The 16005-nt window shown below is 58.0% G+C and carries 12 protein-coding genes; 5 read left to right on the top strand and 7 right to left on the bottom strand.

Going from position 1 to position 16005, the window contains the following annotated elements:
• Positions 1 to 4: 4 nt before the first annotated feature.
• Both J2Y91_RS17490 and putP read right to left on the bottom strand, forming a co-directional pair.
• The gene (locus J2Y91_RS17490; RefSeq protein ID WP_253539054.1) at positions 5 to 1336 is read right to left on the bottom strand and encodes a histidine phosphatase family protein; all 1332 of its coding nucleotides are present in this window, start codon (positions 1334 to 1336) and stop codon (positions 5 to 7) included.
• Between the two features lie 202 nt (positions 1337 to 1538).
• Entirely contained in the window at positions 1539 to 3023 is a 1485-nt protein-coding gene (gene putP, locus J2Y91_RS17485; protein WP_253539051.1) for a sodium/proline symporter PutP, read from the bottom strand.
• Between the two features lie 432 nt (positions 3024 to 3455).
• Here putP and putA point away from each other — a divergent pair, with 432 nt between their 5' ends.
• The gene (gene putA, locus J2Y91_RS17480; protein ID WP_253539048.1) at positions 3456 to 7406 is read left to right on the top strand and encodes a trifunctional transcriptional regulator/proline dehydrogenase/L-glutamate gamma-semialdehyde dehydrogenase; all 3951 of its coding nucleotides are present in this window, start codon (positions 3456 to 3458) and stop codon (positions 7404 to 7406) included.
• Positions 7407 to 7458: 52 nt separating this feature from the next.
• Here putA and catA read toward each other — a convergent pair whose 3' ends face one another.
• The 3 genes from catA to J2Y91_RS17465 are packed head-to-tail and all read right to left on the bottom strand — an operon-like array spanning position 7459 to position 9839.
• Complete coding sequence (gene catA / locus J2Y91_RS17475; protein ID WP_253539045.1) at positions 7459 to 8379, bottom strand: catechol 1,2-dioxygenase; 921 nt, start codon at positions 8377 to 8379, stop codon at positions 7459 to 7461.
• A gap of 42 nt (positions 8380 to 8421) precedes the next feature.
• Positions 8422 to 8712: a muconolactone Delta-isomerase gene (catC, locus tag J2Y91_RS17470; RefSeq protein WP_253539043.1), complete on the bottom strand. Its 291-nt coding sequence runs from the start codon at positions 8710 to 8712 to the stop codon at positions 8422 to 8424.
• 17 nt (positions 8713 to 8729) lie between these two features.
• The gene (locus J2Y91_RS17465; RefSeq protein WP_253539041.1) at positions 8730 to 9839 is read right to left on the bottom strand and encodes a muconate/chloromuconate family cycloisomerase; all 1110 of its coding nucleotides are present in this window, start codon (positions 9837 to 9839) and stop codon (positions 8730 to 8732) included.
• 208 nt (positions 9840 to 10047) lie between these two features.
• Here J2Y91_RS17465 and J2Y91_RS17460 point away from each other — a divergent pair, with 208 nt between their 5' ends.
• The 4 genes from J2Y91_RS17460 to pcaD are packed head-to-tail and all read left to right on the top strand — an operon-like array spanning position 10048 to position 13362.
• Positions 10048 to 10743 (top strand): 3-oxoacid CoA-transferase subunit A, encoded by a 696-nt coding sequence (locus tag J2Y91_RS17460; RefSeq protein ID WP_253539039.1) that lies wholly within the window; start codon positions 10048 to 10050, stop codon positions 10741 to 10743.
• Positions 10744 to 10747: 4 nt separating this feature from the next.
• Positions 10748 to 11410 carry a 3-oxoacid CoA-transferase subunit B gene (locus J2Y91_RS17455; RefSeq protein WP_253539038.1) on the top strand — a complete coding sequence of 221 codons (663 nt, stop codon included), beginning with the start codon at positions 10748 to 10750 and terminating at the stop codon, positions 11408 to 11410.
• Positions 11403 to 12605: a 3-oxoadipyl-CoA thiolase gene (gene pcaF / locus J2Y91_RS17450; RefSeq protein WP_253539037.1), complete on the top strand. Its 1203-nt coding sequence runs from the start codon at positions 11403 to 11405 to the stop codon at positions 12603 to 12605. The genes J2Y91_RS17455 and pcaF overlap by 8 nt, the downstream gene beginning before the upstream one ends.
• Position 12606: 1 nt before the next feature.
• A complete protein-coding gene (gene pcaD / locus J2Y91_RS17445) occupies positions 12607 to 13362 on the top strand; it encodes a 3-oxoadipate enol-lactonase (RefSeq protein WP_253539036.1) in 756 nt (251 codons plus the stop codon).
• Positions 13363 to 13421: 59 nt separating this feature from the next.
• Here pcaD and J2Y91_RS17440 read toward each other — a convergent pair whose 3' ends face one another.
• Positions 13422 to 14495 (bottom strand): acyltransferase family protein, encoded by a 1074-nt coding sequence (locus tag J2Y91_RS17440; protein WP_253539034.1) that lies wholly within the window; start codon positions 14493 to 14495, stop codon positions 13422 to 13424.
• A gap of 144 nt (positions 14496 to 14639) precedes the next feature.
• Positions 14640 to 15734, bottom strand: coding sequence for an acyltransferase family protein (locus tag J2Y91_RS17435; protein WP_253539032.1), 1095 nt, complete (start codon positions 15732 to 15734; stop codon positions 14640 to 14642).
• Positions 15735 to 16005 lie beyond the last annotated feature (271 nt).

Raw genomic sequence — 16005 nt, 5'->3', positions numbered from 1 at the left:
CGGTTTATAAGGCCCTGACCTGTTTTACCCTGAAGGTTTCGTTTTTATAAGTCAGATCGACCACTTGTGCGCCCTGCTGCTGTGGCTGTTGATAGTCAGGTACGCGCAGGCTCAGAAAAGCGGCCAACACCAGCGGATGGGTAAACACCACCACCCTTCCCGGCGTGAATTCATAACGATGTGCCAGCGAGGAAAGAAAGTCGTCCAGCCGTGCAGCTGCAATCTCTCCACGTTCAGCGGCGACCTCAGGCACAAAGTCAATCACCCTGGCTGGCGAAAACAGAAAGGCAGATGCCGGGTGAGTTTTTAAGGTGGCAACCTTTTCGGCCTCCCAGGTACCGAGGAACAGCTCGTTTAAACGCCTGTCCTGTATCACCGGCATATGATGCGCCTGAGTAACAATCTGCGCGGTTTTAACGGCGCGCCCCAGCTGGCTGCTGTAAGCGGCAATCAGCGTCGCGTGGCTCAGGCTGCTGGCAATCTGCTGGTTGGCCTTTACTCCCGCCGGGGTAAAGTCTGAGTCGCTGGTGCCTTCCATCACCCCAATCTTCCTGAGATGGGTCAACGGATTCACCACGATACTGATCTCCAGCGGTGGCAGCGCCTTCTCTTTGGCATAACCGGCTTGCAGATAATTGGTATTGTTAAAATCGATCAGATGAAACTGGCCATTTTTCCACTCCAGCACCGAGACGCTGGTGTTAGACAACCCGGAGAGAGGCTGCTTACTGCGGTATTTTTGCAGGTAAAATGCCATCGACGAGTGCGCCGCAACCAGAATGTTGCCACTCTGCCCCTGGTGCTGACGGGCAATCTTACGCAGCGCACCGTCAAATCGTTGGGAAAAATCTGCCATGTTTTCGGCATGGACCGGAGAGACGAAGCCGGGGTCGTCATAGCGGCCAAAATAGTAGCTAAAGTCGTTGCCGGAATGACCAAATTGCGCGGTCAAATCGTCAATCCGGCCGCCTTCGGCATCACCCCAGGAGATATCCTTCAGGTCATCGATCTGCGTGACGCTTAAATCGCGGCCGCGCAGTATCAGGGTTGCCGTCTGATATGCCCGCCCCAGCGTACTGCTGTAAGCGGCAATAAACGGCACTTCAGACAGTCCAAGGCCGAGGCTGCTGGCATCATAGCGACCTTTTGCCGTCAGCTCGGCATTCCCTCCGCCGCCGATGGTCATCTGTTTGATGTTAGAAAGCGTTTGCCCGTGGCGCACCAGATAGAAACGCAGTACCGGGTCCTGCGAGTCTGAAGATGTGGCGGCACTGGCTACCAGCGGCACAGCGAGCAGCAGCACTCTGCTGATGAACAACATAAATCCATTTTTCATGATTAAACTCCGTTTTGGGGACAGAAGATTGCCAACGAAGTCTAAGCAACTCTCAGCAGGTGTCACCTTAGCTTTTTTGCCATCAAACCAGCTCTACTGGCAATAAACGAAAGGTGGTGCTGAACGGCGGGATAAACAGAGTGAAGTATCGCGAAACTGGAAAGTTCGCTGATGCCAGGCGGCACCAGCGAAGAGGTAAAGCTTAGTCTGACTGATACTCCGCTTCCGCAGCATCAAAGCGCTGCTGCGCCGCCGCCGACGGGCCTTTGCCCAGCAGGCTGAACACCACAATCGCGATGCAGGCGAACAGGAAGCCCGGAATAATTTCGTAGAGGCCAAACCAGGCGTACTGCTTCCAGATAAGCACGGTTGCCGCACCGACGATCATCCCCGCCAGCGCGCCGTTACGCGTCATGCGTTTCCAGATCAGCGACAGCAGCACCACCGGGCCAAAAGCAGCACCAAAGCCCGCCCAGGCGTAGCTCACCAGGCCCAGCACGCGGTTGTTCGGGTCAGACGCCAGGGCAATAGCAATCACCGCCACCAGCAGCACCATCAGGCGCCCTACCCACACCAGCTCGCGCTGAGTGGCATTTTTGCGCAGGAAGTTTTTATACAGATCTTCCGTCAGCGCGCTGGAACAGACCAGCAGCTGGCAGCTCAGCGTCGACATCACCGCCGCCAGAATGGCCGACAGCAGGATCCCGGCAATCCACGGGTTGAACAGAATACGCGTCAGTTCGATAAAGATACGCTCACCGTTTTCAGACACGCCGGAAGCCTGATCCGGATGGTTCTGGAAGTAAGCAATCCCGAAAAAGCCCACCGCCACGGCGCCGCCGAGGCACAGGATCATCCAGGTCATGCCGATACGACGTGCGCTACGAATCGAACGGTGAGAGTCTGCGGCCATGAAGCGCGCCAGGATGTGCGGCTGGCCAAAATAGCCCAGGCCCCAGCCCAGCAGGGAGACGATAGCGATAACGTTGAGGTTCTTCAGCATGTCGAGGTTCTCAACGCTTTTCGCACGGATCACCTCCAGTGAATCACCCAGCCCACCGACTGCCAGAATAACCATGACCGGCGTCAGGATCAGCGCGAAAATCATCAGGCTGGCCTGCACGGTATCGGTCCAGCTCACCGCGAGGAAGCCGCCAACAAAGGTGTAAACGATAGTCGCTGCGGCACCGGCCCACAGGGCCGTTTCATAGCTCATACCGAAAGTACTTTCGAACAAACGCGCACCAGCCACCACGCCAGAGGCACAATAGATGGTGAAGAACACCAGAATGATCAGGGCGGAAATCACCCGCAGAACTTTGCTCTTATCCTCGAAGCGGCTGGAGAAGTAGTCCGGCAGCGTCAGAGCATTGTCATGGTGCTCGGTCTGCACGCGCAGACGGCCAGCAACAATCTTCCAGTTAAGGTAAGCGCCGATCGTCAGACCAATAGCGATCCAGCTTTCGGAAATGCCGGACAGGAAAATGGCCCCAGGCAGGCCCATCAGCAGCCAGCCACTCATATCAGATGCCCCGGCTGACAGCGCGGTGACCACGCTGCCCAGGCTGCGGCCGCCCAGAATATAGTCGTCAAAGTTTTTCGTTGAGCGGTAAGCAATAAAACCGATCAAAACCATGCCGAGAATATAAATACAAAATGTCACCATCATTGGCGTACTTACAGTCATTCAGATTCTCCACTTATTATCAGTATCCTCAGGCGAAAGACGCTCGTGAAACGGCCGGAACGGGGCACGTTTTACAGGGGGCTTTCTGCCGGGGGCGGTATCCTGCCGTAATCGGCGTTGACGCACAAACGATTTAACACATCCTCCACAGCCATTTCACCTGCTAGTTACGTTCAAATGTCAGCAGGTTGCACTGCGTCACATTTAATCGGGTTGCACCTCGGTAACAACCTGACAAAAACCAGGTAATACGTCACATTTCATAACTGGCCGGATTCTTGCAGCAATATCCATGCCGCTTTTTGCTCGTTAACAAAATGGCGGTTTTCAGGAATGAGGGCGAGGTCACATTTAACCGGGTTGCACAAAGTTGCAACATCAGTGATATTGCACCTCATCAAATGTTTATTACTGATTCAGGAGCTGTAAGGCATGGGCACAACCACTATGGGCGTGAAGCTGGACGACGCAACGCGCGAGCGCATTAAACTGGCAGCGCAGCAGATTGACCGCACGCCCCACTGGCTGATCAAGCAGGCAATATTTAACTATCTGCAGCAGGTGGAACAGGGCAGCGCGCTGCCGGAGATCCCGTCAAACGGCCAGCAGGCAGAGGGCGATGAGCGCCCGCCGGAAGAGCCGCAGCACCAGCCGTTCCTCGACTTCGCCGAGCAGATCCTGCCGCAGTCCGTCGCCCGTGCCGCGATCACTTCCGCCTGGCGCCGCCCGGAGACCGAAGCAGTACCGATGCTGCTGGAGCAGGCGCGTTTACCTAAGCCGCTGGCGGAAGCCACGCATCGCCTCGGTTACCAGCTGGCCGACAAGCTGCGGCACCAGAAAGGTGCAACGGGGCGCGCCGGAATGGTGCAAAGCCTGCTGCAGGAGTTCTCTTTATCCTCTCAGGAAGGCGTGGCGCTGATGTGCCTCGCGGAGGCCCTGCTGCGTATTCCCGACAAGCCCACGCGCGATGCGCTGATCCGCGACAAAATCAGCAACGGTAACTGGCACTCCCACCTTGGCCGCAGCCCGTCAATGTTCGTCAACGCCGCCACCTGGGGCCTGCTGTTTACCGGCCGCCTGGTCTCTACCCACAACGAAGCGAACCTGTCGCGTTCCCTGAACCGCATTATCGGCAAGAGCGGCGAACCGCTGATCCGCAAAGGCGTGGATATGGCGATGCGTCTGATGGGCGAACAGTTCGTCACCGGGGAGACCATTGCCGAGGCGCTGGCTAACGCACGCAAGCTGGAAGAGAAAGGCTTCCGCTACTCCTACGATATGCTGGGCGAAGCGGCGCTGACGGCGCAGGATGCGAAAGCCTACCTGCTCTCCTATCAGCAGGCGATCAACGCGATTGGTAAAGCCTCTAACGGGCGCGGCATTTATGAGGGGCCGGGCATTTCAATCAAGCTCTCCGCACTGCACCCGCGCTACAGCCGTGCCCAGTACGAGCGCGTGATGGAGGAGCTGTACCCAATCCTTAAATCGCTGACGCTGCTGGCACGCTCCTACGACATCGGCATTAATATCGATGCTGAAGAGGCCGACCGCCTTGAGCTGTCGCTCGATCTGCTGGAAAAACTGTGCTTCGAACCGGAGCTGGAAGGCTGGAACGGTATCGGCTTCGTGATTCAGGCGTATCAAAAACGCTGCCCGATGGTGATCGACTACCTGACCGACCTCGCCCAGCGCAGCCGTCGCCGCCTGATGATCCGTCTGGTGAAAGGCGCCTACTGGGACAGCGAAATCAAACGCGCCCAAATGGACGGCCTGGAAGGCTACCCGGTCTACACCCGCAAGGTCTACACCGACATCTCTTACCTGGCCTGCGCACGCAAGCTGCTGGCGGTGCCAAACCTGATCTATCCGCAGTTCGCCACCCATAATGCCCACACGCTGGCAGCCATCTACCAGCTGGCGGGCAACAACTACTATCCTGGCCAGTATGAGTTCCAGTGCCTGCACGGCATGGGTGAACCGCTGTACGAGCAGGTGGTCGGTAAAGTGGCGGACGGCAAACTCAACCGCCCTTGCCGCATCTATGCTCCGGTCGGCACGCATGAAACCCTGCTGGCCTACCTGGTGCGCCGCCTGCTGGAAAACGGCGCTAACACCTCGTTCGTTAACCGTATCGCCGACGCCACGCTGCCGCTTGACGAGCTGGTCGCCGATCCGGTGGAAGCGGTCGAGAAGCTGGCGCACGCTGAAGGCGCTCTGGGCCTGCCGCATCCGAAAATCCCGCTGCCGCGCGATCTGTACGGTGAGAAACGTCAGAACTCCGCCGGTCTGGATCTCGCTAACGAGCATCGCCTTGCCTCGCTCTCCAGCGCGTTGCTGAACAGCGCCAGCCAGAGCTGGCAGGTAGAGCCGCTGATTGATGCCGAACTGGAAAGCGGTGAAAGCGTGGCGGTGGTTAACCCCGCCGAGCCGAAAGATGTGGTGGGCTATGTGCGCAGCGCCACCCGCGCAGAAGTCTCCGCCGCGCTCAATGCCGCCGTCAGCGAAGGAGCGATTTGGTTTGCCACCCCGCCGCAGGAGCGCGCCGCGATACTCGAACGCGCCGCAGTAATGATGGAAGGCCAGATGCAGCAACTGATCGGCATCCTGGTGCGTGAAGCCGGTAAAACCTTCAGCAATGCCATCTCCGAAGTACGTGAAGCCGTAGACTTCCTGCACTACTATGCGGGCCAGGTGCGCGACGATTTTGATAACGAAACCCACCGTCCGCTAGGCCCGGTGGTCTGCATCAGCCCGTGGAACTTCCCGCTGGCGATCTTCAGCGGCCAGGTGGCTGCCGCGCTGGCGGCGGGTAACAGCGTGCTGGCGAAGCCGGCCGAGCAGACTCCGCTGATCGCCGCGCAGGCCGTGGCCATTATGCATGAGGCTGGCGTGCCGGTTGGCGCGTTACAACTGCTGCCGGGCGCCGGCGAAACCGTTGGCGCCCAGCTGGTACAGGACGAGCGCGTGCGCGGCGTGATGTTTACCGGCTCTACCGCCGTTGCCACCCTGCTGCAGCGTAACCTTGCCGGGCGCCTCGATCCGCAGGGCCGCCCGACTCCGCTGATCGCAGAGACCGGCGGCATGAACGCGATGATCGTCGACTCCTCGGCGCTGACCGAGCAGGTGGTGACGGATATCGTCGCTTCGGCGTTCGACAGCGCAGGCCAGCGCTGCTCGGCGCTGCGCCTGCTGTGTATTCAGGATGACGTGGCGGAGCACACGCTGCAGATGCTGCGCGGTGCCATGGCCGAGTGCCGCATGGGCAACCCGGAGCGCTTCTCAACCGATATCGGCCCGGTGATTGATGCCGAGGCCAAAAGCAATATTGATGAGCATATCCAGACCATGCGCAGCAAGGGCTTTAGCGTGTTCCAGGCCGCACAGCCGCAGGCAGCAGATCGCCACGAATGGCAGTCCGGTACCTTTGTGATGCCAACGCTGATTGAGCTGAACAGCGTGACGGACCTGACCAAAGAGGTGTTTGGCCCGGTACTGCACGTGGTGCGCTATGCGCGTAACGCGCTGCCGCAGATTATTGAGCATATTAATGCCTCCGGTTACGGTCTGACGCTCGGCGTGCACACGCGTATTGATGAGACCATTGCTCAGGTGACGCAGAAAGCCCACGTTGGCAACCTGTACGTTAACCGCAACATGGTCGGTGCCGTGGTCGGGGTGCAGCCGTTTGGCGGCGAGGGTCTCTCCGGTACCGGTCCGAAAGCCGGTGGCCCGCTCTATCTTTACCGCCTGCTGTCGCACCGCCCGGACGGCGCACTGCGCGTGACGCTCGATCGTCAGGATAAAGAGCGCCCGGTCGATGCCGTTCTGCGCCCTGCTCTGCTGGCGCCGCATCAGGCGCTAAGCGAATGGGCGAAAGATCGTCCGGAACTCGCCGCCTGCTGTGCGCGCTACGAGGTACTGGGCCAGGGTGGAACCGTGCGCCTGCTGCCTGGCCCAACCGGCGAGCGCAACACCTTTGCCCTGCTGCCGCGCGAACAGGTGCTGTGCCTGGCGGATAACGAGCAGGACGCGCTGGTGCAGCTGGCGGCCGTGACGGCAGTCGGTAGTCAGGCGCTGTGGGCGGACGACGATCTGCATCGCACTCTGCGCCAGCAGCTCCCTGCGATTGTGCAGCAGCGCATTTCGCTGGCCGCAAAGCCGCTGGAGAGCACCACCTTTGATGCGGTGATCTATCATGGCGATGCCGATCAGCTGCGCAGCCTGTGTGAAGCCGTAGCAGCCCGCGACGGCGCAATTGTTTCGGTGCAGGGCTTTGCCCGCGGCGAAACCAATCTGCTGCTGGAGCGCCTGCTGCTGGAGCGTTCGCTGAGCGTCAATACCGCTGCGGCGGGGGGAAATGCCAGTCTGATGACGATTGGTTAATCAGGACATCGTCCGTCCGGGTCGACCGGTTACTGCGGTCGCCCCGTCTCATCTAGCCCTGCGCATGTCGGCGTTCAACGACCGAGTCAGGCACGGCAGCGCGTTCCTGATAGAGCGTGAAGTCGAAGTCGATTGAGGTGAAGGGTTTACTCAGATTTTTACTGGCTATCTGTTCTGGCGAGTTCACTTTATGGACTTCAGGCACCAGGCCTTCGCGGCTGGCAAAAGCAAAGTCGTCCCACAGGTATTCGTCACCATCAATGTTGATCTGGGTGGTTAACTTACGGTAGCCGGCGGCAGTCACGAAAAAGTGAATATGTGCCGGACGCCGACCGTGCCGCCCCAGCTGATTAAGCAGATACTGCACCGGCCCGTCAGGGGGGCAGCCATAGCCTGACGGCACAATGCTGCGGAACTGATAGCGCCCTTGTCGATCGGTAATAAGGGTACGACGCAGGTTAAACGCGCTCTGACTTTTATCGAAGAACGAGTAATTACCGAGGGTATTGGCATGCCAGACTTCAACGCTGGCACCGGGTAGCGGTTGACCCTTTTCGTTCCATACCGTGCCCTGCATAAACAGCACTTCGCCCTGGTTATCTTCAGAACCATCGTCCAGTCGCGCCCAGGCCTGACAGACTGGCGCCCCGGCCACATAGAGTGGGCCTTCGATGGTGCGCGGTGTCCCGCCGTGCAGCCCCGCCTTGATTTCGGCCTCATCCGCCCGGATATCCATAAAACGCTCCAGTCCGGTTCCCGCCGCCAGCAGCCCCATTTCCTGAGCGATACCGGTATCGGCCAGATATTCCAGCCCTTTCCAGATCTCTGTTTGCTGCAGGTCCAGATCCTCAATCGTCTTAAACAGATCGCTCAGGAGACGAACGGTGACCTGCTGAATACGTGGGTTCACCGTGCCTTTCGCGGTTTTGACGATAAAGCGGTTAACCAGGTTGTCGATCTCTTTGCTGTTCATATTGATGCTCCATTTCAGGTACAGCTCAGGCAGAGAAAAGTTTTAACGGTCATCCACGCGGACCGCTGAAGGGTGGCGGCACAGTGGCACTATCTGCATCGTCATAAAGGGGTAAAGCGGCAGCTCACTCAGCAGCTTGTGCAACTCCTCAACGCTGTCGACGTCAAATACGCTGACGTTGGAGTAGTGCCCGGCAATGCGCCAGATATGTCGCCACTTGCCGCAACGCTGAAGCGCCTGAGAGTAAGCTTTTTCCCGTGCCTTAAGTTCGCTGGCGACATTTTCCGCCATCGTCTGCGGCAAATTCACATCCATGGTTACGTGAAACAGCATGGTGATATGTCCTCCTGTTAAGGGCGCCGCAGCGCCGCGATTTTGTCGCGATCGAGGGCAATGCCCAGCCCAGGCCCGGTCGGGACCTGCAGCATAAAATCACGATAAACTAGCGGTTCACTGAGAATATCTTCGGTCAGCAGCAGCGGGCCAAACAGCTCAGTGCCGAAACTCAAATCGTTGAAAGTGGAGCAGAGATGCGCCGTGGCGGCCGTGCCTACGGCGCCTTCCAGCATAGTGCCCCCGTAAAGCGCGATATCTGCCAGCTGGGCAATATCGGCAACCCGGCGCGCCTGCGTCAGCCCGCCGGACTGGGTAATTTTTATCGAGAACACATCAGCGGCAGCATGGCGGGCAAGCTCGAAGGCATCGTGCGGCCCTTTCAGCGCTTCGTCAGCGATGACCGGCAGGCTGAAACGCCGCGCCAGTCGCGCCAGCCCGGCACGATTTTCTGCCGCAATCGGCTGCTCAACCGCCTCAATGCCGCCGGCTTCCAGTGCTGCCATTGCGCGCTCGGCCTGTCGCTCGCTCCAGGCCTGGTTGACGTCGACGCGCACGCTGACCTCATCCCCCAACGCATGCCTGATGGCCAGCGCGTGCGCTACGTCCGCATCGACATCGCGCAGGCCGATTTTGAGTTTAAAAATACGGTGACGGCGCAGGGCTAACATCTGCCGGGCTTCGGCAATATCTTTGTCGGTGCTGCCGCTGGCCAACGTCCAGGCCACCGGTAGCGCATCGCGCACCCGTCCTCCCAGCAGTTCACTGAGCGCAATATTCAGGCGCCGTGCCTGAGCGTCCAGCAAGGCGGTTTCAATTGCGCATTTAGCAAAGCGGTTGCCCTGCACTGATTTATTCAGGCGCGCCATCAGCTGGGCGATGCGGCGCGCATCCTGACCGATCAGTAACGGCGTCATCCAGCGGTCAATATTGACTTTGACGCTCTCGGGGCTTTCGTCGCCGTAGCTCAGGCCACCAATGGTGGTGGCTTCTCCCCAGCCCTCAAACCCGTCCTCACACACCAGACGGACCAGCACCAGCGTTTGCACCTGAAGCGTGGCCATTGCCAGGCGATGTGGACGGATAGCAGGAACATCAAGAAGCAGCGTTTCAATAGTTTTGATCATCGCTTTACGCTATAGAACCCTGCCGATCGGGGATAGCCAAATCCTGCTGAAAATGATTGACCCACGGTATCAGGATGCGCAGATCGCACCTGTTCGCCCCAGCTCACATAACTTGCGATAAAACCGTCTTTTAGTGCCAATGACACTTTTAGGTTATTTTTTCACCGGTGAAGTCAGCACCCTGATGACTCAACTCAGGAGGAGCGAGATGATCGACAAAAGTCTGTTTTTGGCCGATGAAGCCGTGGCTGACATTCACGATGGTGCCACGCTGATGATTGGCGGATTTGGCCCGGCAGGACAGCCCTATGCGCTGCTGGACGCACTGATTCGGCGGCGGCCGCAGAACCTCACGCTGGTCAGCAACAACGCTGGCAACGCTGATTCGGGTCTGGCGCTACTGCTCAAAGCGGGGTGCGTGCGCAAGATGATCTGTTCCTTTCCGCGCCAGAGTGACTCATGGGTATTTGACGACCTCTACCGCCGCGGAGAGATTGAGCTGGAGCTGGTGCCGCAGGGCAATCTTGTGGCGCGTATTCAGGCGGGTGGCAGCGGGCTGGGGGCCATTTTTACCCCAACGGGTTTCGGTACTGAGCTGGCTGCGGGCAAAGAGACGCGCGAAATTGAGGGGCGGCAGTACGTGCTGGAACTGGCGCTGAAGGCAGACTTTGCCCTGATCAAAGCACAGTGCGGTGATCGCTGGGGTAACCTGGTCTATCGCAAAGCGGCACGCAACTTCAACCCGATTATGGCGATGGCTGCCCGCTGCACCATCGCTGAAGTCTCCCGCCACGTCGCGCTGGGCACGCTGGACCCGGAGGCGGTGGTGACTCCCGGTATTTTTGTGCAGCGCGTGGTCTGTTCAGCCAATCTCAGCCCCGCAACGATCGCCTCAGGAGCGTGACACAATGCAACTCATCCGCCTCACGCATAACCAGCTGGCGCAGCGCATCGCCCGCGATATCCCGGACGGAGCCTACGTCAATCTTGGCATCGGCCTGCCAACGCAAATCGCCAACTATCTTCCCGCCAATAAAGATATTTTCCTGCACAGCGAGAACGGCATCCTTGGCATGGGCCCGGCACCTGCCAGTGGCAATGAGGACCCAGAGCTGATCAACGCGGGTAAGCAGCCCGTCACGCTGCTGCCAGGCGGCTGTTATTTTCATCACGGGGATTCGTTTGCCATGATGCGCGGGGGGCACCTCGACATTTGCGTGCTTGGCGCTTACCAGGTGTCGCAATATGGCGATCTGGCCAACTGGAGCACCGGTAAACCCGGCGCGATTCCGGCGGTCGGCGGCGCGATGGATCTGGCCAGCGGGGCGCGTCAGGTGTTTGTAATGACTGAACATCTGACGAAAAAAGGGCAGTGCAAGATCGTGGCGCAGTGCAGCTATCCGCTGACCGGCATTGGCTGCATCAGCCGGATTTACAGCGATCTGGCCGTTATGGATGTCAGCCCGCAGGGACTGAGGGTGCGGGAGATATTAACCGATATCACCCCGCAGCAGCTGCAGGCAATTACCCCGGTGGCGCTGACGTTTGCCCCAGGAGGAACTGATGAATAGTGCATGGCTGTGTGATGCCGTTCGTACCCCGTTCGGCAAGCTCAACGGCAGCCTGGCAACGGTTCGCACCGACGATCTTGCTGCCCTGCCGCTGAAAGCCCTGTTCGAGCGTTACCCGCGTCTGGACTGGCAGGCGCTGGATGATGTGCTTTACGGCTGTGCGAATCAGGCCGGGGAAGATAACCGCAATGTCGCACGCATGGCGCTGCTGCTGGCCGGGCTACCCGCTTCTGTGCCCGGCTGCACCATTAACCGCTTATGCGGGTCCAGTCTTGATGCGGTCGCTATAGCCGCGCGGGCGATCAAAAGCGGCGAAGCCTCACTGGCGATCGCGGGCGGGGTGGAAAGCATGTCACGCGCTCCTTTTGTGATGGGCAAAGCAGAGCACCCCTTCAGCCGCAGTATGAAGCTGGAGGACACGACCATGGGCTGGCGCTTGATTAATCCGCAAATGGACGCCCTTTACGGTGTCGAATCAATGCCGCAAACGGCAGAAAATGTCGCGCTGAAGTTTACTATTAGCCGCGCCGATCAGGATGCTTACGCCCTGCGTAGCCAGCAGCGCACGGTCGACGCTCAGGAGAGCGGATTTTATCAACCGCAGCTGATGGACGTGACCATTCCTCAGCGCAAAGGGGCTGCCCTGCACATGGTGCGCGATGAGCATCCGCGTCACACCACGCTGGAAATGCTGGCAAGGCTCAAACCGGTGGTACATCCGCAGGGCAGCATCACCGCCGGAAATGCTTCGGGTCTGAATGACGGCGCCTGCGCCCTGCTGCTGGCCAGCGAGCGCGCCGCGCTGCAGCATCAGCTGCAGCCGCTGGCGCGGATTGTTTCCAGCGCGGTGAGCGGCATTGAACCCGCGCTGATGGGCTTTGGCCCAGCCGCAGCCATTCGCAAGGTCCTGAGCCAGGCAAAACTGAAGCTGGAGCAGATGGATGTGATCGAACTGAATGAAGCCTTTGCCGCCCAGGTGCTGGCGGTGATGCGCGACCTTGGCTTGCCTGATGACGCTGCGCACGTCAATCCAAACGGCGGAGCCATCGCCCTCGGCCACCCGCTGGGCGCATCCGGCGCCCGGCTGGTGATGAATGCCGCCTGGCAACTACAAAAAAGCGGCGCACGCTTTGGACTTTGCGCAATGTGCATTGGCGTTGGCCAGGGCATTGCGCTGATTATTGAAAGGAGTTGAGATGAATATTGAATATCGCCTGGATGGCCCGAAAGAAGCTCCGGTGCTGGTGCTGGCCAACTCATTAGGCACCACCTGGGATATGTGGCAGCCGCAAATGGCGGCCCTCACCCGTGACTTTAACGTGCTGCGCTATAACCCACGCGGGCACGGCAGCACACCGCTGCCCGCCTGTGAGCTGAATCTGGAGATCCTCGGGCGCGACGTTATCGCCCTGCTCGATCATCTCGACGTGGAAAATGCCTGCTACTGCGGTATCTCAATGGGGGGATTAAGCGGATTATGGCTGGCGCGTCATTACCCTGCGCGTTTCCGAAAAATGGTGGTGGCCAATACGGCCGCGCGTATTGGCAGTGAGGAGGCCTGGCTGCAGCGGGCGCGCCAGGTACGCGAACAGGGCCTGTCAGCGGTGGCTGCCGGCTCTTCCGCTCGCTGGTTTACCCCAGAATATATCCGCCATGCCCATCCGCAAGTCAGCCGGCTGGTGATGCAGCTGTCACACGCCAGTGCCGTCGGCTATGCCGCGTGCTGCGATGTGCTGGCTCAGGCTGACCTGCATGCTGAAGCCGGGCGGATTAACCTGCCGCTGCTGGTTATCGCCGGAGAATTTGACACCATTACCCCGCTGGCCGAGGCCCAATGGCTGCATCAAAATATCCCCAGGGCTCAGCTGGGGGTGCTACCCGCGGCGCATCTGTCCAACATCGCCTGCCCTCAGAAATTTAACGAGAGCGTAATCAGTTTCCTGCATACCTGACGAGCGGGCCGCAGAGGTCGGGCATGCCCGACCCTCTCCAGGCATGCTCCATTCGCGACTTAGCTATCAAACTTCATGCGCAGCAGCTTCGGGTAGATAAACAGCGATTTACCCCAGCCGCGGTTCAGCAGCGTCCAGATCCCCACCGAACAGGCGACGCACAGCCCCACCATCAACGGCGGGAAAGCGATTGCCCACAGCATGGAAAAGGCTTTACTGGCAAACAGCTGATGGCTGACGGCAAACAGGATCGCCGACATACCAAAGAACTCAATAAAGATGCGGTGCAGCACGTAGATTTGCAGCGTGTTTTTCCCCACCCAGTTGAGCCACTTCATGCTGAAGTGCTGATTGAGGATGCGGCAGGCCGCGATGCAGCCGAGAATTGCCAGCACGCACAGGAACAGGCTCTTATCCAGCCCCAGCCAGATGTGCGCCAGCGACAGCGCCAGCAGCACCATCCACGGCAGCACGTTATCCCGCCGCCATTCGCTCCAGCGGATCAGGATCGCACTGTAAAATGAGCCGAACAGGAAGAAGATAAAGTATTGCGACAGGCTTTCCGGGCCCCAGCCTGGGATCACTTTGGTAACTGCCGCATAGTTCAGCAGCACCGCCGCCAGCATCACCAGCGTTTTTTGCTGGCGGAACAGCTTGGCAGCGAGGAAGAACAACCCAAGCGCATACAGATACCAGGAGGAGCTCATCGCCAGCAGCATCAGCTTGATAAACTGCCACGGGGTTTCGGCCCAGGCGGCGTTGATATTATCCGACAGATGATCGCCCATGAGATTGTTGGATACGCCATTGATCATCAGCCACTGGATCACGCCCCAGAGGAAATAGAGATAAAAAAGATTGGTGACGCGTGAAGTGAACACCTGTTTCCAGGGCCGGTTAGAAATAGCATTTGCCGCCAGCAGGCCGGAGACAAAGAAAAATGCCGGCATTCGTAACGGAGATAAGGTGTTATTAAAAGCCACCCATAATTTAGCCGGTAACAGCCCGGCAGTAAGGTGTGAAACCATTTCGGCATAACCGGGTAAAACCACGTGGTAAAGCACAACAAGCAAAATACAAGCGCCTTTCAGGGTATTTACCCAGGCGATCTCTTTCTTCTGAGGTGTATTCATTAAATACTCCAGCTGTAGTGGTCCGATGTTGGTAAAGGGTTCTGGTACATCCTCCGTCATGCCAGAATGGATACTGATTAATTATTTTTTATAGTTATTTATCGGTAAAAAAATGGCCGAATAAATCGGCCAGAGAGAACAGGGTCAGCCATTGCTGGCCATTTTTTCCGCCGCCTGCGGCTTACGCAACAGCCGCGGATAGATAAACAGCGCCTTTCCAGGACCACGATTAAGTAGCGTCCAGGCCATCAGCGAAACGCAGGTTGTCACACTCACTGCAAACACTGGCAGTACCAGCGCCCACGCCAGTGAGAAGGCCTGGTTGTCGAACAGGCTGTACTTCACTGCCAGCGTCAGCATGGTTAAACCCAGCAGTTCAATAAAGATACGGTGCAGCACGTAGATTTGCAGCGTGTTGCGGCCAATCCAGTTCAGCCACCCCATATTGAAGCGGTTGTTCAGCGCCCGGCACAGTACGATGCCAAACACAATCGCCACCATGCAGTAGAACGGGTTCTTCATCATGCCGGCGGCGTGGTGGGCCACGCCAATCACCAGCATCCCGGCCAGCAGCGCCAGATGACGGCGCGACAGCTGACTGATCTCAATCAGGGTATGGCTAAAGAAGGCGCCCAGCAGGAAGTAGACAAAGTTCTGCGCCACGCTGTTCGGGCCCCAGCCAGGAACCAGATTAAACTGGGTGGCATAATTAACTAAAATCGCCACCACCAGCAGTGCCACTTTCTGGCGGTGGAACAGTTTCGCCGCGAGGAAATAGCCCGCCAGCGCGTACAGATACCACAGGCTGGTCATCGATAGCGTCAGTAATTTAATAAACTCCAGCGGCGATCCTGCATAGGCGGCATTGACCGAAGAGGAAAGTTTCTGACCAATCAGATGAGTGGAGATATTATAAATACTGGCCCACTGGATAATGCCCCACAGAATGTAAAGATAAATGATGTTGGTGAATTTTTTAGTAAATACCTCGCTCCAGCTCTTTTTGCTGATGGCACTAGCCGCCAGCAAGCCTGAAACAAAAAAGAACGCTGGCATACGCAGCGGCGAGAGATATTTATTAAACACTACCCACATATCAGCCGGTAACAACCCCGCCGTTAAATACTGCAGTGATGGAATAAACGTCGTGATGATGGTGTGATGTAAAACCACCAGCAGTATACAGCCACCTTTTAATGTATTAATCCATAATACTTCTTGCTTGCCAGAGACAGACATAATAAAAATCCAGTAAAATTATTTTAACTGGATAAGTATCTCTCGTTAGCCTGCTAATCACTATGAGGATCGTCCTAATTGACCGTTATCCCAGCCGTTGCGGGAACAAGCCACGGTTATTCCGGGTGTTTGCTGTGGGCTTTTAAGAATAACCTTAATGACTTTCAGTGGGCGATCCCTGAAATATCCCAGAAATGACTTCTATCGCTAAACGTCCGTTAACCGGTCTGAGCTCAGCCTGAGCACGCCGGAACGGCAAAAGACGCTCCCT

The organism is Erwinia aphidicola, assembly GCF_024169515.1.
Taxonomy (GTDB): Bacteria; Pseudomonadota; Gammaproteobacteria; order Enterobacterales; family Enterobacteriaceae; genus Erwinia; species Erwinia aphidicola.
Note: the sequence above shows the minus strand (reverse complement) of the source record. Positions and strands in the feature narration are given on the sequence as shown.

Excerpts from the sequence above, each read along its gene's own strand:
- J2Y91_RS17490 (WP_253539054.1), bottom strand. The coding sequence starts at position 1,336 with ATGAAAAATGGATTTATGTTGTTCATCAGCAGAGTGCTGCTGCTCGCT.
- putP (WP_253539051.1), bottom strand. The coding sequence starts at position 3,023 with ATGACTGTAAGTACGCCAATGATGGTGACATTTTGTATTTATATTCTC.
- putA (WP_253539048.1), top strand. The coding sequence starts at position 3,456 with ATGGGCACAACCACTATGGGCGTGAAGCTGGACGACGCAACGCGCGAG.
- catA (WP_253539045.1), bottom strand. The coding sequence starts at position 8,379 with ATGAACAGCAAAGAGATCGACAACCTGGTTAACCGCTTTATCGTCAAA.
- catC (WP_253539043.1), bottom strand. The coding sequence starts at position 8,712 with ATGCTGTTTCACGTAACCATGGATGTGAATTTGCCGCAGACGATGGCG.
- J2Y91_RS17465 (WP_253539041.1), bottom strand. The coding sequence starts at position 9,839 with ATGATCAAAACTATTGAAACGCTGCTTCTTGATGTTCCTGCTATCCGT.
- J2Y91_RS17460 (WP_253539039.1), top strand. The coding sequence starts at position 10,048 with ATGATCGACAAAAGTCTGTTTTTGGCCGATGAAGCCGTGGCTGACATT.
- J2Y91_RS17455 (WP_253539038.1), top strand. The coding sequence starts at position 10,748 with ATGCAACTCATCCGCCTCACGCATAACCAGCTGGCGCAGCGCATCGCC.
- pcaF (WP_253539037.1), top strand. The coding sequence starts at position 11,403 with ATGAATAGTGCATGGCTGTGTGATGCCGTTCGTACCCCGTTCGGCAAG.
- pcaD (WP_253539036.1), top strand. The coding sequence starts at position 12,607 with ATGAATATTGAATATCGCCTGGATGGCCCGAAAGAAGCTCCGGTGCTG.
- J2Y91_RS17440 (WP_253539034.1), bottom strand. The coding sequence starts at position 14,495 with ATGAATACACCTCAGAAGAAAGAGATCGCCTGGGTAAATACCCTGAAA.
- J2Y91_RS17435 (WP_253539032.1), bottom strand. The coding sequence starts at position 15,734 with ATGTCTGTCTCTGGCAAGCAAGAAGTATTATGGATTAATACATTAAAA.